16 protein-coding genes and 1 pseudogene are annotated in these 16,122 nt (G+C 67.3%); 5 read left to right on the top strand and 12 right to left on the bottom strand.

Annotated features, from left to right (window positions below):
• Positions 1 to 123 precede the first annotated feature (123 nt).
• Positions 124 to 1,101, top strand: a complete 978-nt coding sequence (locus tag NX784_RS23465) for a LysR family transcriptional regulator (RefSeq protein ID WP_258819099.1) — start codon at positions 124 to 126, stop codon at positions 1,099 to 1,101.
• Here NX784_RS23465 and NX784_RS23460 read toward each other — a convergent pair.
• The 4 genes from NX784_RS23460 to NX784_RS23445 all read right to left on the bottom strand — a co-directional run bounded on the left by NX784_RS23460 (position 1,052) and on the right by NX784_RS23445 (position 5,369).
• Complete coding sequence (locus NX784_RS23460) at positions 1,052 to 2,383, bottom strand: diguanylate cyclase (RefSeq protein ID WP_258819098.1); 1,332 nt, start codon at positions 2,381 to 2,383, stop codon at positions 1,052 to 1,054. The two genes, NX784_RS23465 and NX784_RS23460, sit on opposite strands and share 50 nt — an antisense overlap.
• Positions 2,384 to 2,572: 189 nt before the next feature.
• Positions 2,573 to 3,766 (bottom strand): aminotransferase-like domain-containing protein, encoded by a 1,194-nt coding sequence (locus tag NX784_RS23455; protein WP_258819097.1) that lies wholly within the window; start codon positions 3,764 to 3,766, stop codon positions 2,573 to 2,575.
• Between the two features lie 139 nt (positions 3,767 to 3,905).
• A complete protein-coding gene (locus NX784_RS23450; protein ID WP_258819096.1) occupies positions 3,906 to 4,367 on the bottom strand; it encodes a RidA family protein in 462 nt (153 codons plus the stop codon).
• An 81-nt stretch (positions 4,368 to 4,448) separates the two neighbouring features.
• Complete coding sequence (locus NX784_RS23445; protein WP_258819095.1) at positions 4,449 to 5,369, bottom strand: DMT family transporter; 921 nt, start codon at positions 5,367 to 5,369, stop codon at positions 4,449 to 4,451.
• Between the two features lie 111 nt (positions 5,370 to 5,480).
• Between NX784_RS23445 and NX784_RS23440 the strand changes: the two genes are divergently transcribed.
• Both NX784_RS23440 and NX784_RS23435 read left to right on the top strand, forming a co-directional pair.
• Positions 5,481 to 6,911 carry an aminotransferase-like domain-containing protein gene (locus NX784_RS23440; RefSeq protein ID WP_258819094.1) on the top strand — a complete coding sequence of 477 codons (1,431 nt, stop codon included), beginning with the start codon at positions 5,481 to 5,483 and terminating at the stop codon, positions 6,909 to 6,911.
• A 247-nt stretch (positions 6,912 to 7,158) separates the two neighbouring features.
• A pseudogene (locus NX784_RS23435) lies at positions 7,159 to 7,707 on the top strand (DUF1349 domain-containing protein); the annotation flags it as partial.
• Positions 7,708 to 7,715: 8 nt separating this feature from the next.
• Here the strand turns inward: NX784_RS23435 and NX784_RS23430 are convergent.
• The gene (locus tag NX784_RS23430) at positions 7,716 to 8,048 is read right to left on the bottom strand and encodes a DMT family transporter (protein ID WP_258819093.1); all 333 of its coding nucleotides are present in this window, start codon (positions 8,046 to 8,048) and stop codon (positions 7,716 to 7,718) included.
• Positions 8,048 to 8,662, bottom strand: coding sequence for a glutathione S-transferase family protein (locus tag NX784_RS23425; RefSeq protein ID WP_258819092.1), 615 nt, complete (start codon positions 8,660 to 8,662; stop codon positions 8,048 to 8,050). Before NX784_RS23425 ends, NX784_RS23430 begins: the two co-directional genes overlap by 1 nt.
• Positions 8,663 to 8,766: 104 nt before the next feature.
• Between NX784_RS23425 and NX784_RS23420 the strand changes: the two genes are divergently transcribed.
• Positions 8,767 to 9,678, top strand: a complete 912-nt coding sequence (locus NX784_RS23420) for a LysR family transcriptional regulator (protein ID WP_258819091.1) — start codon at positions 8,767 to 8,769, stop codon at positions 9,676 to 9,678.
• Here the strand turns inward: NX784_RS23420 and NX784_RS23415 are convergent.
• The 6 genes from NX784_RS23415 to NX784_RS23390 all read right to left on the bottom strand — a co-directional run bounded on the left by NX784_RS23415 (position 9,656) and on the right by NX784_RS23390 (position 13,951).
• Positions 9,656 to 10,276: a GyrI-like domain-containing protein gene (locus NX784_RS23415; protein ID WP_258819090.1), complete on the bottom strand. Its 621-nt coding sequence runs from the start codon at positions 10,274 to 10,276 to the stop codon at positions 9,656 to 9,658. The genes NX784_RS23420 and NX784_RS23415 overlap by 23 nt on opposite strands.
• On the bottom strand, positions 10,273 to 10,641 hold the full coding sequence (locus tag NX784_RS23410; protein ID WP_258819089.1) for a hypothetical protein: 369 nt from the start codon (positions 10,639 to 10,641) through the stop codon (positions 10,273 to 10,275). The genes NX784_RS23415 and NX784_RS23410 overlap by 4 nt, the downstream gene beginning before the upstream one ends.
• Complete coding sequence (locus NX784_RS23405) at positions 10,638 to 11,888, bottom strand: RNA polymerase sigma factor (protein WP_258819132.1); 1,251 nt, start codon at positions 11,886 to 11,888, stop codon at positions 10,638 to 10,640. Before NX784_RS23405 ends, NX784_RS23410 begins: the two co-directional genes overlap by 4 nt.
• 238 nt (positions 11,889 to 12,126) lie before the next feature.
• Positions 12,127 to 13,029: a YciI family protein gene (locus NX784_RS23400; RefSeq protein ID WP_258819088.1), complete on the bottom strand. Its 903-nt coding sequence runs from the start codon at positions 13,027 to 13,029 to the stop codon at positions 12,127 to 12,129.
• Between the two features lie 11 nt (positions 13,030 to 13,040).
• Positions 13,041 to 13,466: a YciI family protein gene (locus NX784_RS23395; RefSeq protein WP_258819087.1), complete on the bottom strand. Its 426-nt coding sequence runs from the start codon at positions 13,464 to 13,466 to the stop codon at positions 13,041 to 13,043.
• Positions 13,463 to 13,951, bottom strand: coding sequence for a VOC family protein (locus NX784_RS23390; RefSeq protein ID WP_258819086.1), 489 nt, complete (start codon positions 13,949 to 13,951; stop codon positions 13,463 to 13,465). The genes NX784_RS23395 and NX784_RS23390 overlap by 4 nt, the downstream gene beginning before the upstream one ends.
• Before the next feature lie 247 nt (positions 13,952 to 14,198).
• Here NX784_RS23390 and htpG point away from each other — a divergent pair, with 247 nt between their 5' ends.
• On the top strand, positions 14,199 to 16,121 hold the full coding sequence (gene htpG / locus NX784_RS23385; RefSeq protein ID WP_258819085.1) for a molecular chaperone HtpG: 1,923 nt from the start codon (positions 14,199 to 14,201) through the stop codon (positions 16,119 to 16,121).
• The last annotated feature ends 1 nt before the right edge of the window (position 16,122 follow it).

Here is a 16,122-nt window from a genome sequence, read left to right as displayed (position 1 = left end):
GAAACCTCCTTGTGATGGTTGCCGGAATCGGCACGGTTCTACTGTAGCGCGCTAGACTTTTCGGATAAATGGGCAAGTGCTATCTTCACCATTTGGATATTCCAAACAATCAGGGGAGGGCCGATGGACCGATTCGATGGCATGCGTGCGTTCGTGCGGGTGGTCGAGGCGGGCAGTTTCACGAAGGCTGCGCAGCCACTGGACATGAGCCGGGCGACCGTGACCCAGCTGATCCAGCAGCTGGAGGCGCGGCTGCGTGTCCGGCTGCTGCACCGGACCACGCGCAAGGTCAACGTGACCGAGGACGGCGCGATCTACTACGAGCGCGTGGTGCGCATGCTGGCCGACCTGGAGGAGCTCGAGACGGGGTTGCCGAACACGTCGACGGTGCCGTCGGGGCAGCTGCGCGTCGACGTGCCCGGCCCGTTCGCGACGATGCTGCTCGTACCCGCGCTGCCCGCGTTCTATGCGCGCTATCCGGACATCCAGCTCGACCTGGGCGTCAGCGACCGCATGGTGGATCTGATCGGCGATAACGTCGATTGCGTCGTGCGGGGCGGCGCCATCACGGACCAGTCCCTGGTCGCGCGACACGTCGCCGACCTGCAACTGCGCGTCTATGCCGCGCCGGCGTACCTGGCGCGGGCCGGGGTACCGACGCATCCGGCACAGTTGCGCGAGCCGCCGCACCACGTCGTGCGTTTTCGCGGCGCGCGCGCCGGGCCCGGATTCGCCTACGAGCTGCGACGGGGAGACGACAGCGTCCCGCTCGACACGAGACACATGCTGGCGATCGACGACGGCAACGCGTTCCTCGTGGCCGCACTGGCCGGCCTGGGCATCGTGTGGCTGCCGGACTACATGGCCAGGGCGGCCGTCGCCAACGGTGGCCTCGTGCGTTTGTTCGAAGGCTGGGAGATCGCGCCGATGCCCCTGTACGTGGCCTATCCGTCGAATCGCCGCGTGAGTCGCAAGCTGCGCGCGTTCATCGACTGGGTGGTCGAGTTGATCGCCGCGGATGCGGCTGAACCGGCTCGCCTGTCAGGTTCGCTCAATACAGCGCGGCGTCCTGCACGACATCCCACGCCGTCCCGACGATAGTCGCCTCGACGCGGTTGCGGCCCCCGGCCTTGGCGGCATACATGGCGCGGTCGGCGCAGACGAACAGGTTGTCGATCGCATCCAGCTGCGTCGGCACGATCGTGGCCACGCCGACGGACACGGTGAGCCACGTCGACGTCGGCGAGCGCGGGTTGGGGATTTCCTGCGCCTCCACCGCAGTGCGGATCATCTCGGCGAGGCGCGCCGCGTTTTCCGCAGGGGTCTCGGCGAACAGCAGCACGAATTCCTCGCCACCATAGCGCGCGGCGAGGTCGGTCGGGCGCGCCGCGTGGTCCTGCAGCGTCCGCGCGACCCGCTGCAGGCACACGTCGCCGGCCGCGTGGCCCAGTGTGTCGTTGTACAGCTTGAAGTGGTCGACGTCGAGCACGACGAGCGACAGCGGCTGCGCGTTACGGATCGCGCGCTGCCATTCCTTCTCCAGGAACGCGTCGAAGTGGCGCCGGTTGGCGATCTTCGTGAGCGGATCGAGCAGCGCGGCGCGCTGCAGCGCGTCCTCGGATTGCTTGTGGTGCGTGATGTCGTGCAGCAGCGCGACGAACAGGCCGTCCGTTGCGTGCATCGGCGTCATCGTCAGGTCCATCGCGCGCAGGCCGCCGTCGCGGTGGCGGATCTTGACTTCGCGCGTGCCGTTGCCGATCGCATCGAGGCCCTCGCAGCAGCCGGCTTCCGGGCAGTCCAGCAAGTCCTTCAGCGACAGGCCGACGAGCTCCTCGGGCGCATAGCCGAGGTAGCGGTCGCAGGCCGGGTTCGCGTACTGCACGCGGCCGCAGGCTTCGACGATCAACAGGCCCTGGTCCATGCTGTTGACGATCGTGCGCAGGCGGTCGGCCTGTTCCGACTGCGTGTCCGTGCTGCTGCGCAGGCGCAGCTGGGCGCGCACGCGCGCGCACACTTCTTCCAGTCGCAGCGGCTTCGGGATGTAGTCGGCGGCGCCCGTGTCGAAGCCGGCGACGATGTCCGCCGTGTCGCCGCGCGCGCTCATGAAGATCACGGGAATGCGCGCCGTGGCGGGATGCGCTTTCAGGCGGCGGCACGTCTCCAGCCCGTCGAGGCCGGGCATGACGACGTCGAGCAGGATCACGTCGGGCTTGACGCGCTGGGCGATGTCGAGCGCGCGGTCGCCGGACGTGGCGACGAACGTCTGATAGCCTTGGCGCAGCATCATCGACCGCAGCACGCCGAGGTTGTCGGGCGCGTCGTCGACGATGAGAATGGCGGGCTTGCGCGGGTCGGCAAGCGGCGCGGTCGCAGGGTTGGTCATACGGTGCTTTACGGGGGGATTGCACGGTTAGATTGCGTGCAAAATCATACACCCCGCAGCGCCGCGGCGGCCAATAAGTTCTTTTACTATTGGAAAAATATGTAACTTTTGCGCAACTGACAATTGTTTGGTCAGTTCAACAATTGTCGTAAGCAGGCGGCACCGTGGCGCCGCCTGTCGATGAGGACCTTACATCTGGTCCTTGATGAGTTTGCCGAGGGTGGCGATGCCTTCGCGGATGCGCTCCGGCGGCACCGTCACGAACGAGAGCCGCAGCGTGTTCGTTTCCGGCTTGTTGGCGTAGAACGGGGCGCCCGGGACGAACGCGACGCGCGCGGCGATGGCCTGGTCGAGCAGCTTCATCGCGTCGATGTGCTTCGGCAGCGTGACCCAGATGAACATGCCGCCTTCCGGACGGGTCCACGTCACGCCTTCGGGGAATTGCTCGGCCATCGCGTCCAGCATCACCTGGCACTGGTTGGCGTACAGGTTGCGGATCGTCGGGATGTGCTCGTCCAGGAAGCCGTCCTTCACGACTTCGTGCACGACCATCTGCGTGAGCGTTGCCGTGTGCAGGTCGGCAGCCTGTTTCGCGAGCTCGAGGCGGCGCACGAGCGGCAGCGGGGCGACGACATAGCCCAGGCGGATGCCCGGCGTCAGCACTTTCGAGAAGGAGCCCATGTAGATCACGCCGTCCGGGTTCATCGACAGCATGCGCGGCATCGGCTCGCCCTTGTACGACAGCGCGCCGTAAGGATCGTCCTCGATCAGCGGCAGGCCCAGGCGGGCGCAGGTCTCGACCAGCTCCAGGCGGCGCTCGATCGACAGCGAACGTCCGGTCGGGTTCTGGAAGTTCGGCAGCGAGTACAGCAGGCGCGCGCCCTTGGCCAGCGGCTCGATCGACGACGGCACGAGGCCGTGGTCATCCGTCTCGACCGACTGGAATTCCGGGCGGTAGACGGAGAAGGCCTGCAGCGCGCCGAGGTAGCTGGGGGTTTCCACCAGCACGCGCGAACCTTCGTCGATCAGGACCTTGCCCAGCAGGTCGAGGGCCTGCTGCGAGCCGGACACCATCAGGATCTGTTCCGGCACGATCGTCGTGCCTTCCGTGGACAGGTAGTTCGCCACCCATTCGCGCAGGGGCGCGTAGCCGTCCGTCGGGCCGTACTGCAGCGCTTGCTTGCCGTTTTCCGACAACACCTTGTCGTAGGCGGCTTTCATGCGTTCGACGGGGAACGTGGCGGGCGAGGGCAGGCCGCCGGCGAAGGAAATGATTTCCGGACGCTGCGTGATCTTCAGGATCTCGCGGATCGCCGAGCTTTGCAGCTGCTGTGCGCGTTCCGAGAACTGCCACTGGATGGGATTGGGATTTTCGATTTTCATACTTGTCTCACAGGAAGGGCCACGTTGGTGCGTCGGCCATTATAAAGCACGCCGGATAGGCTGCTCTCTCAAGAGGAGCACGCCTGATAAGCATGCTCCGGTTAAATTACGGCGAAAAATATCGTTGCCGGACAATAGCTTACGCTACTTCCGCAATCAATTCGATCTCGACGCAGGCGCCCAGCGGCAGCGACGCCACGCCAAAGGCCGAGCGCGCGTGCTTGCCGGCGTCGCCGAACACCTCGCCCAGCAGTTCCGAGCAGCCGTTCGTGACGAGGTGCTGTTCCGTGTAGTCCGGCGTCGACGCGACCAGGCTCATCACCTTGACGATGCGCTTCACGCGGTTCAGGTCGCCGCCGACGGCCGCCTGCAAGGTGCCGATCAGGTCGACGGCCACGGCGCGCGCCGCCGCCTTGCCCTGTTCCGTGGTCTTCTCGCGGCCCAGCAGGCCGGCATTCACGGTGCCGTCCGCATTCTTTGAAATATGGCCGGACAGGAAGACCAGGTTGCCGGTCTGCGCATACATGACGTAGGCGGCGGCCGGCGTGGCCGGCGCGGCGAGGGTGATGTTCAGTGCTTTGAGTTTGTCGTAGACGGACATGAATTCCCCAGGGTTGCGTGAAAAGAAAGTGTTTATTGTACGACGCGGCGGCGGGCGCGCCCACTGTACGGTGCGGGCTCATCAGCGCCTCACCTGCATCCGTCGGCCCAGCGCCACGGTCGCGATCACCGCGAGCGCGAAGCCGACGTTGGCCGGCGTCAGCGTCTCGCCGAGAAGAACGGCGGCGCCGGCCAGCGACAGGAACGGCTGCAGCAGCTGCACCTGGCCCACGCGCGCGACGCCACCCAGCGCGAGGCCGCGATACCAGAAAAAGAAGCCGATGAACATCGAGCCGACCGTGATGTAGCCGAACCCGATCCAGCTGGCTGCGCCGACCGATCCCAGCCGGGCGAACTGGCCGCCTTCCAGCGCCACGAGCAGCACGGCGGCCGGGACGGCGGCCAGCACGAGCGCCCAGCAGATCGTTTCCTGGCCGCCCAGCGTGCGCGCGAGGCGGCCGCCTTCCGCATACCCGGCCGCCGCCGCGACGATGGCACCGAACATCAGCAAGTCGGCCGGCTGCAGCGCGCCGCCGCCCTGGCTCAGCGCGAACACGACGACCAGGCCGGACCCCAGCAGCGCCACGAGCCAGAACCCGTTCGACGGCCGCTCGTAGCCGCGCAGCGCCGCGTACAGCGCCGTCGCCAGCGGCAGCACACCGCCGACGATCGCGCCGTGCGACGCGGGTGCGGTGCGCATCGCGATCGAACTCAGCAGGGGAAACCCGAGCACGCACCCGAGCGCCACGATGGCCAGCGGCCATAGCGCTGCGCGTCCCGGAAAGGCGACGCGGCGCACGCGCAGCCAGCCCGCCGCCAGCACGGCGGCGCCCAGCGCGCGGGCCAAAGTGAGGAACAGCGGATCGAGTTCGCGCACGGCGAGCCGCGTGAACGGCAACGTGAGGCTGAAGATGGCGACGCCGGCCAGGCCGAGCAGCATGCCGCGCGTGTCGTCGGATGCCGCTGCGGCGGCGCGGGGCGGGGCGAGGGTGGTGGGGCGCATGGGTTCTCCTGTTGTCGTTGCAGCAAACCTTGGTCAGGGTTATCCTAGACCGGACGAGCAGTACAGTCCCGATACACTTACCCATATCCCTTTGCATACTGTGTTGCAAAAATGACCGATACACTCATGCCTGCGCTGCTGTCGCGCGATTCGGGCGAACCGCTGGCCGACCAGATCTTCCGCGCCGTGTCCGCGCGCATCGACGACAAGCAGCTGCGCGTCGGCAGCCGCATGCCGTCCATTCGCCGGTTCGCGGCCGACCACGGCGTGTCGCCGTTCACCGTCGTGGCCAGCTACGACCGCCTCGTCGCCCAGGGCTATCTGGAGTCGCGCCGCGGCGCCGGCTTCTTCGTGCGCGAGCGCGCCCCGCTGAACACGGCGCTGCGGCGCGCGGGCCAGGGCGCGGCCGCCGTCGAAGAACGCGCGCTGGACGTCGTCTGGCTGATCCGCCACATGTTCCGGCAAATGCCCGGCCAGCCGTCGAGCGCGGCAGGGGTCTTGCCGACCGCATGGCTGGACGGCACCGGCGTCGCCAACGCGCTGCGCGCCGTCAGCCGCCAGAACAGCAGCGTCCTGCTGAACTACGCGGCGCCGCAAGGCTATGCGCCGCTGCGCGAGCAATTGCAGCGCAAGCTGGCGGAGCTGGAAATCGCGGCCGCGCCCGACCAGTTCGTGACGACACTCGGTGTCACGCAAGGCCTCGACCTCGTCGCGCGCGAATTCTGCCGCCCCGGCGACACGGTGTTCGTCGACGACCCGGCGTGGTTCCTGATGTTCGGCTCGTTCGCCGCGATGGGGCTGAAAGTGGTGGGCATCCGGCGCCTGGCCGACGGCCCCGACCTGGCCCAGCTCGAGGCGCTGGCGGCCGTGCACCAGCCGCGCCTGTACATCATCAATTCTGTCCTGCACAACCCCAGTTCCACGTCGCTGTCGGCCGCGAAGGCGTTCCAGATCCTGCGCATCGCGGAACGCCACGACATCACGCTCGTCGAGGACGACATCTATTGCGACCTGCACCCGGGCGGCGCGCAGCCGGCGACGCGCCTCGCCGCTCTGGACCAGCTGCAGCGCGTGATCTATCTGGGCGGCTTCTCGAAATCGCTCGCGGCGAACCTGCGCGTGGGCTTCATCGCCGCGTCGAGCGAGACCGTGCAGCGCCTCGCGGACCGGAAGATGCTGGCCACGTTGAGCACGAGCGACCTGGGCGAGCGCGTCGTCTACAAGATCCTGTCCGAAGGCGTGTATCGCAAGCACCTGGACCGCATCCGCGCCCGCCTGGACGCCGTGCGCCCGCAGGTGCTGCGCCGCGCCGAATCCCTCGGCATGACCCTGGAACCCGCGCCGACGGCCGGCATGTTCGCGTGGGCCGACTGCGGCCGCGACACCAACGTGCTGGCCGCGCGCGCGATGGACGAGGGCCTGCTGCTGGCGCCCGGCAGCCTGTTCTCGCCGGACCAGCTGCCGTCCACGAAGCTGCGGCTGAACGTGGCGGCGCTGGAGGACGACGAGGCGTGGCGCGGGCTGGAGCGGGTGCTGGGGTAGGATGGCTTTCGGCCGCGATCGCGAAAATCGACGACGGGCGCACTATTTCTTGCAAGTGCCATCGTACGCGTGTGGGGCATGCCAGCATCGCGGCGCTCCCATGTTCAGGACAAGGACCATCGATGCGTATCGCCATGTTTGCGCTGGTGCTGTCGGCCTGTACTGCGCCGCTGGCGAGTCGTGCTGAGGCGCCGAAGCCCGCGCCTGTCGTTGCCGGCCTCCCGCGACGCTCGCCTGGCAAAACGCGACGGCCGATTGGTCCGTGGACAAGAATGGCGCTTTCACGCTGGCAGCGGGCAAGAAAACGGATTGGTTCGTGTGGCCGGGCGAAGGCGATTACCGGCCCGATTCGTCGCCGCGCGCGTTGTTCAAAACGGATGAGAACTTCAGCTTCAGCACACGCGTGGACGTAAGCGCGCATGCGATTTACGACGCCGGCTGCATCGCCCTCGTCGGCACCGCTTCCCGCTGGGCGAAATTCTGCCTCGAAGCGCAGGCCGACGGCGGCCTGGCGATCGTGTCCGTCGTGACGCGCGACCTGTCGGACGATACGACGTCGTATCCCGTGACGGGCACGTCCACGTGGCTGAAAGTCGCCAAGGACCAGGGCGGCATCTTTTTCTATGCATCGTCCGATGGCCGCGCGTGGACCATCGTCCGCAAGTTCAGCCTCGACGCGCCCGCGGGTCTCAGCGCCGGCTTCTCCGTGCAGTCGCCGGAAGGCGCTGGCGCACGCGCCGTGTTCAGCGACGTGCACTACACGGCGGGGAAGATCGATCTCTGGAAGTTGCGCTAGCCGGGCGCTTACTCCTGCCCCAGCGCCTTCAGTCCAGCGATGCCGCCGAAGACCAGGACCATGCACAACGCCTTCGCCGGCGACAGCGGTTCGGCGAACACGGCGACGCCGACGAGGCTGACCCCGAGCGCACCGATGCCTGTCCACACGGCGTAGGCGACGCCCAGCGGCAGCGTGCGCACGGCGGCGGCCAGCAGCCAGATGCTGCCCAGCGCGGCGACCACCGCGAGCACGCTGGGCAGAGGCCGGGTGGCGCCCGCCGACGCCTTCAGCGCGAACGCCATGGCCACTTCGAGCGCGCCGGCGGCGGTCAGTTGCAGCCAGGCGGACGGCGTCGCCATCAGACTTTCCTCATCTTCAACTGGGCGCGCCCGACGGCCGGGCGCTCGCGGATACTGTCCAGCCACGCGGCCACGCGCGGATAGGCGTGGAGGTCGACGCCCAGCTCGTCATGGCTGGCGAGCCACGGATAGAACGCGACGTCGGCCACGGTGTACTCGTCGCCGGCGATGTAACCCGACTCCGTGAGGCGGCGTTCGATCACGCCATAGATCCGCTTCGTTTCCCGCGTATAGCGCGCCAGCGCCATCTCGTTCCGTTCCGGCGCGCCATGGCGGAACCACCACAGCTGTCCCAGCATGGGGCCGGCGCTCGCGGCCTGCAGGAACAGCCATTGCAGCACGACGTCGCGCCCGACCGCGTCGCCGGGCATCAGCTTGCCGGTGGTGACGCCCAGGTGGAACAGGATCGCGCACGATTCGAACAAGCTCGTCCCGGTGCGCTCGTCGACGAGCGCGGGGATCTTGTTGTTGGGGCTGATGCGCTGGAACTCCGGCGTGAACTGCTCGCCGGCGCCGAGATCGACGTGGCGGACCTGGTAGTCGACGCCGAGTTCTTCCAGCGCGATGATGAGTTTCTTGCCGTTCGGGGTGTCGGCGACGTAGGCGGTGCGCATGGTGGCTCCTGTTCATGTGATGAATGGTGATGCAAGCGTAACTTGTGCAAGAATGTCTGAACATTCGATTGTTTCGCACAACACTTGTCTGTTTTTGCGCATCCATGGACTGGGACGACTATCAATACTTTCTTGCGGTGGCGGGCAGCGGTTCCGTGTCCGCCGCGGCGCGTCGGCTCGGTCAAAGCCATTCGACGGTGCTGCGGCGACTCGACAAGCTGGAGGCGGCGCTGGACGTGCGCCTGTTCGAGCGTTTCCAGACGGGCTATGTGCTGACGACCAGTGGCGAGGAGCTGCTGGCGCTGCTGGCGCCCGTCGACGAGGGCATGCAGGAGATCGAACGGAAGCTCTCCGGGCAGGACGCCGCCCTGCAGGGCACGATCCGCGTCACGACCACCGACACCTTGACGGACCTGCTGCTGCCCGCGCTGGCCGAGTTCCGCGCGACGTACCCCGGCATCCGCCTGCAGGTGACCGTCAACAATAGCTTCCTGAACCTGTCGCGGCGCGATGCCGACGTCGCGGTCCGGCCGTCGAACACGCCGCCGGACAACCTGGTAGGCCGCAAGCTCGGTGTGCTGCGCACGGCGCCGTATGCGGCGCATGCGTACCTGCGAGGCATCGCGGCTCATCGGCCGACCGGTGGCGACCGGGCTCGCGATGACTGGGCGCACTACAGCTGGGTGGCTCCGGACGAGAGCCTCGCGCACCTGCGCCAGGCCCGCTGGCTGCGCGAGCACGTGCCGGCGCAGCAGCATGTGGTCAGCGTCGATTCCTTGCTGGGGATGGTCGCGGCCGTCGAGGCGGGCCTGGGCGCCGGCATGCTGCTGTGCCTGCTCGCAGACGCGAAGCCGTCACTCGTGCGGCTCGCCGATCCCGATCCGGCACTGGACACGGACGTGTGGATACTCACGCACCCGGACCTGCGGCGTGTCAATCGGATCCGCTTGTTCACGGCATTCCTGTTCGACCGGCTGTCCCGGCACGCGGCGTTCACGCCATCGGCTGGCGGATGATCGTCTTCCAGCGGCCGGGGTCGGCGCGCCGGATGTCGCTCAAATAGATTTCGTGGTGCTTGCCGGCGAGGGCGCCGTGCTGCTCGATGAAGTCGTGGACGCGCCGGATCGTCGGACCTTCTTCCGTGAACGGCCCCACGTGCAGCGTCTGCGCACACGGCCCTTCCGTGAACGTCTCCAGGCGCAGCAGGTCGACGGCGGCCAGGCCCTTCCTGCGCTTCACGTCCGCCATCGCGAGGTGCAGCACGGCGTCGTCCGCGCAGGACGGCTGGTGGATCATCATCGTCCATTGCCACCTGGTCCGGTCGTTGGCGACGAACGACGCCATGTCGTCCGACCACCACAGGCCTTCGAGCGGCATCACGGCGTAGTCGACGCCCGACGGGCCTTTCTTGACCATGAACTTCGCCGCATACGACACGGAGAACAGCGCTTCCACGGCGTGTGCGTAATGCGGCGACGTGTTCGGATCGCCGGCGCCGTCGATCATCAGGAAGCGGAAGGCGGGCACGTCGACCCGGACCACGTCCCGCGCGGACGGCTGGTACAAATGCTTCAACTCTTTCTTGAGATCGATGTTCGGCATGCGTTCCTTCATGTATGTCCAGCGTCCAGCGTTTCGGCAATGAGCGCCTCGGCCAGGCCCAGCGCATGCAGCCGGTTGGCCAGCAGCGTATGCTGGGCGGTGCCTGGCTTCGACGTGGCCGCGGCCCGTTCCGTCCGCGCGATCATCGATGCGAACGCACGCAGCGCGTGCCGCATCGCGTCCGGCGCGATGCCGTCGCGTGCGCCCGCGTCGCCGGACATCAGCTTGGTCGCCATGTACAGCGCGTCGAGGTTGTCGCTCAACATCGCGTGTTGCCACGTGCCCGGCGCGAGCTTGTGCCTGGCCTTTTCCGACTTCGCGATCAGCGACGCGATCGGCGCGGCCGCGTCGCGCAGTGCGCCGTCGTGTGCGCTCACCGCTCCACGGCGGGCGTGCTGGTGCGCGCCCGTTCCAGCAGCAGCGTGCGCTCACGCTCGTTCTGCGTGAGGCTCGCGGCCCGTTCGAATTCGGCTTTCGCTTCCGCATGCCGCCCCAGTTTCGACAGCAGGTCGCCGCGCACGCTGGGCAGCAAGTGGTAGTTGCGCAGCGCGGGCACGCCCTGCAGCGTGTCGGCGAGGGCCAGCCCGGCCGCGGGGCCGTACGCCATGCCCAGCGCCACGGCGCGGTTCAGTTCGACGACGGGTGACGGCAGCAACTGCGCCAACGCGTCGTACAGCGCGGCGATGCGGGCCCAGTCCGTCGCCTCGGGCGTGAGCGCACGCGCGTGGCACGCGGCGATGGCGGCTTGCAGCGCATACGGGCCGAGTGCGCCCAGGCGGCCGGCGCGCTCCAGCGCCGCCAGGCCGCGTCCGATCAGCAGGCGGTCCCAGCGGGAACGGTCCTGGTCCATCAGCAGGATCGGCTCACCGTCCGGCCCCGTGCGGGCGCGCTCGCGCGAGGACTGGATTTCCATCAGCGCGACGAGGCCGTGCGCTTCGCCTTCATCGGGCATCAGGCCGGCCAGCACGCGGCCCAGGCGCAGCGCTTCGCGGCACAGCGTGGGCCGCAGCCATTCGTTGCCGGCGCTGGCCGAATAGCCTTCGTTGTAGATCAGGTAGATCACTTGCAGCACGGAGGCGAGGCGTGGTTTCAGCTCCTCGCCGCGCGGCACTTCGAACGGCACGCGCGCTTCGGCCAGCGTGCGCTTCGCACGCACGATGCGCTGCGCGACCGTCGCTTCCGGCACGAGGAAGGCGCGCGCGATCTCGCCCGTCGCGAGGCCGCCCAGCAGCTTCAGCGCGAGGGCCGCGCGGGCCTCGGCCGACAGCACGGGGTGGCACGTCACGAAGATCAGGCGCAACACGTCGTCGTCGATCTCGCCGGCCGCCTCGCTTGCGAGCGCGGCCGTTTCGGCCGGGTCGCGGAAGCTGTCGCTCGTCCCCAGCAGGTTGTCCATTTCCCAGCTCAGCTCACCTTCCTTGCTGGCGTGCATGGCGTGATGGCGCAAGTGGTCGAGGGCGCGCCGCTTGGCCACCTGCATCAGCCAGGCGCCCGGCCGATCGGGCACGCCGTCCGCCGGCCAGCGCTCCAGCGCTTCCAGCAGCGCGTCCTGCGCGAGTTCCTCGGCCCGGCCGAGGTCGCGCAGCATGCGGGTGAGGGCGCCGACGATGCGCGCCGATTCCATGCGCCACACGGCTTCGACGATGCGGCCCGTGTCGCCCGCGGCTTGCGCGCGGGGGCGCGCGTTGGTCGCGCCGTACCCCGGCGTGCCGTGCGCGTCGCCGCCGTCGACCTCGTCGCTGTCGTCCAGCGTGAGTTCGTCCGGCTCGTCCATCGAACCGGCGTACCCGCTGTCGGACGACGTGTCGGCAGCGGGGCGGCTCCGCCCGGCGTCCTTCATGCGCACGCTCCGGCGGGTGCCATCACGGCCGATCCCATGCCGCTTGTGGTGCCAGCTCGGCGCGCAGCGCAGCATCGAGCTGTTCGGCGCGCACGCTCGCATCCTCGCGCAAGCGGGCCGCCGCGCCGGCCGGCGTCGCGGCCGCGCCCAGCGGCGCGATCAGCGCCACGCGCCGGATCTCGACCTCGACGTCGGGTCCGGTCGGATACGGCAGCGTACGTGCCCACTCGAGCGCCGCTTCGATAGCCGGTGCCCTGATCATCCAGAACCCGGCGATCAATTCCTTGGCTTCCGCGAACGGGCCGTCGAACACGGTGGCCCCCGCGTTCGCCACGCGCACGCGCGCGCCGCGCGCCGTGGACTTCAAGCCGTCGCCGGCCAGCAGCGTGCCGGCCGCCGCGTGGATGGCGTTGAAGGCGTTCAGCCGGTCGAGCTTTTCCTGCAGCGGGATGGCGTCGCGCTCGGTGCCGGCGTCGGAGCGCAGCAGGATCGCGTAGCACGCGTCGTCGCCGGCGGCACCGGGCGGAATGCCGGCGCAACCGCCCGGGCAGCCCGTCTCGCGCAATTCCAGCGTGACGGTGCCGCCCGAGGGCGCGAGGCCCTGGCCTTGCAGCCATGCGAGCGCAGCGGCGCGCGACGGGGCCTCGAACACGGCGAAGCCGGCCGGCAGGCGTTCCGCGGCCGGAAACGGCCCGGACGTCACGGCCTCGCCGCCGGGCCACAGCTTCAGGCGCCCTGCCTCGGCATCGGGAGCGAAGGCCAGGGCCAGCGCGGGGGCGCGCGGGACGCCCTCGACGGCAGAGTCTGCCGGCGCGGCGCCAGGATGTGCGCCCGGCAGCCGGCGCAGCAGGTCGTCCAGGACGGTCTGCGGATCGGCGGCCGCCGTGCGGGTGTCGTTGTCGGTGCGGATGAGCATGAACTGCATGGCTGTCTCCTTCAGCGGTTTGCGAGTTGTTCGCGCATGCGGTCTTCCTGCGCGCGCACCTGGCACGGCAGGTCGGTGCCGAAGTCGTCGGGGCCGAACAGCTGGCGGATCTCGATCTCGCTCACGACGCCCTCGTGCGGATTCGGGCAGCGCTTGAACCACTCGATCGCTTCCTCTTTCGACCCGACTTCGATCATCCAGAATCCGGCGACGAGTTCCTTCGTCTCCGCGAACGGCCCGTCGATGACGGTGCGCTGCGCACCGTCGAACCGGATGCGGGCCCCCTTGCTGCTGGGCTGCAGGCCTTCGGCCGCCAGCAGGATGCCGGCCTTGACGAGTTCCTCGTTGAAGTTGCCCATGTCGACGAACAGCTTTTCGCTCGGCATGACGCCCGCTTCGCTGGCCGGGGTGGCCTTGACGATGACCATGAATTTCATGGCTGTGCTCCTGCGCAGGTCTGGTCCATCGACTTTGCCATTTCTTCGCGCATCTGCTCGGGCGTCATGTCGCGCTTGTGCGTGGCGATCGACCAGCGGTGGCCGAACGGGTCTTCGAGCTGGCCGTAGCGGTCGCCCCAGAACATGTCGGCGACGGGCATGATCGGCTTCGCGCCCGCCTCGACGGCACGCGCGAACGCGGTGTCGACGTCCTCGACGTACAGGTGGATGTAGACGGGCGTGTTCTTCAGCGCGAGCGGGCCCACGCAGCCGTAGTCGGGAAAGTCGTCGGCGAGCATGAACAGCGAATCGCCGATGCGCATCTGCGCATGCATGATCTTGCCGCCGGGACCGGGCATGCGGCTCGTCTCGACGGCGCCGAAGGCCTTCGTGTAGAACGTCAGCGCATCGGCCGCGCCGCTGCAGACGAGGTGCGGGGTGATCGTGTGGAAGCCTTCGGGGATGGGACGCACTTGCTGGGTCATGATGATCTCCTGTTCGGTGAATGGTTCGGTGTTGCTATCCGTACGACGATCGGGCTTCCACGGTTTCGACACGCCCGTATAAAAAAATTTCGGCGGATCGACACGTTATGCCGACTTGATCAAAAAGTCGAGAATCTTAGTATATGCATAAGAAAATGTAGCGAGGAAAAAATTAGCCCTTGAAATCCGTGTTGGCATCCCTATATCGGATCGGTCTCTCCAACCCTGTTAGTAACGAGGATATAAGATGGCTGTCGCCGAAAAAGAAACCCTTGGGTTCCAAGCAGAAGTCAAACAGCTGCTGCAACTGATGATCCACTCCTTGTATTCGAACAAGGAGATTTTCCTTCGAGAACTGATTTCCAATGCGTCCGACGCGGCCGACAAGCTGCGCTTCGAGGCCATCAATAACGACAGCCTGTACGGCAACGACCATGAGCTGAAGATCAAGGTCCTGTTCGACAAGGCCGCGCGCACCGTCACCATTTCCGACAACGGCATCGGCATGAGCCGCGACGAAGTGATCTCGCACCTCGGCACCATCGCCAAGTCGGGCACGAAGGAATTCTTCGGCAAGCTGTCGGGCGACCAGCAGGCCGACGCCGCGCTGATCGGCCAGTTCGGCGTGGGCTTCTACTCGGCGTTCATCGTGGCCGACCGCGTCACGGTCGAGACCCGCCGCGCGGGCGCCGACGCGGCCGACGGTGTTCGCTGGGAGTCGGCGGGCGAGGGCGACTACACGGTCGAGCAGATCGAGAAGACCAACCGCGGCACCGACATCATCCTGCACCTGCGCGAAGGCGAGGACGAGTTGCTGTCGTCGTGGAAGCTGAAATCCATCATCCGCAAGTACTCCGACCACATCTCGCTGCCGATCGTGATGAAGAAGGAAGAGTGGGACGAGGAGCAGAAGGAAACCGTCATCAAGGATGAATTCGAGACCGTGAACCAGGCGTCCGCGCTGTGGGCACGCAGCAAATCCGACATCACGCAGGAACAGTACGAAGAGTTCTACAAGCACGTCTCGCACGACTTCCAGCCGCCGCTCGCGTACACGCACAACCGCGTCGAGGGCCGCAGCGAATACACGCAGCTGCTGTACGTGCCGAGCCACGCCCCGTTCGACCTGTGGGACCGCAACAAGCGCGGCGGCATCAAGCTGTACGTGAAGCGCGTGTTCATCATGGACGACGCCGAGCAGTTGATGCCCGTCTACCTGCGGTTCGTGAAGGGCGTGATCGACTCGAACGACCTGCCGCTGAACGTCTCGCGCGAGATCCTGCAGGAGTCGCGCGACGTGCGTGTGATCCGCGAAGGCTCGACCAAGCGCGTGCTGGGCATGCTCGAGGAAATGGCCAACAGCGACGAGCAGGAAGGCAAGGACAAGTACGCCACGTTCTGGAAGGAATTCGGCCAGGTGCTGAAGGAGGGCATCGGCGAGGACGCCACCAACAAGGACCGCATCGCCAAGCTGCTGCGGTTCGCCTCGACGCACACGGATTCTTCGGACCAGACGGTTTCCTTCGCCGACTACATCGGCCGCATGAAGGAAGGCCAGGACAAGATTTATTACGTCACCGCGGATAACTACAACGCCGCGAAGAACAGCCCGCACCTGGAAATCTTCCGCAAGAAGGGCGTCGAAGTGCTGCTGCTGACGGACCGCGTCGACGAATGGATGCTGTCGTTCCTGAACGATTTCGACGGCAAGGAACTGGTGTCCGTCGCGAAGGGCGGCCTGGACCTGGGCAAGCTCGAGGACGAGGCCGAGAAGAAGGAACACGAAGAGACGGAAACGCAGTACAAGGATCTCGTCGAAAAGATGAAGGGCGCGCTGGCCGACAAGGCCAAGGACGTGCGCGTGACGTTCCGCTTGACCGATTCGCCGGCCTGCCTCGTGGCGGACGAGCATGAACTGTCTGCGAACCTCGTGCGCATGCTGAAGGCGGCCGGCCAGAACGCGCCGGAGAGCAAGCCCATCCTCGAGATCAACCCGAACCACCCGCTCGTCACGCGCCTGAAGTACGAAGACGCGGCGAGCCCGCGCTTCGCCGACTGGTCGCACATCCTGTTCGACCAGGCCATGCTGGCCGAAGGTGGCAGCCTGAGCGATCCGGCCGCGTTCGTGAAGCGGTTGAACGAGATGTTGCTGGCGACTGCCGGCAAGTGAT

The sequence above is a fragment of the Massilia pinisoli genome (assembly GCF_024753285.1).
GTDB lineage: Bacteria > Pseudomonadota > Gammaproteobacteria > Burkholderiales > Burkholderiaceae_D > Telluria > Telluria pinisoli.
This window is presented reverse-complemented; position numbering and strand designations above follow the sequence as displayed.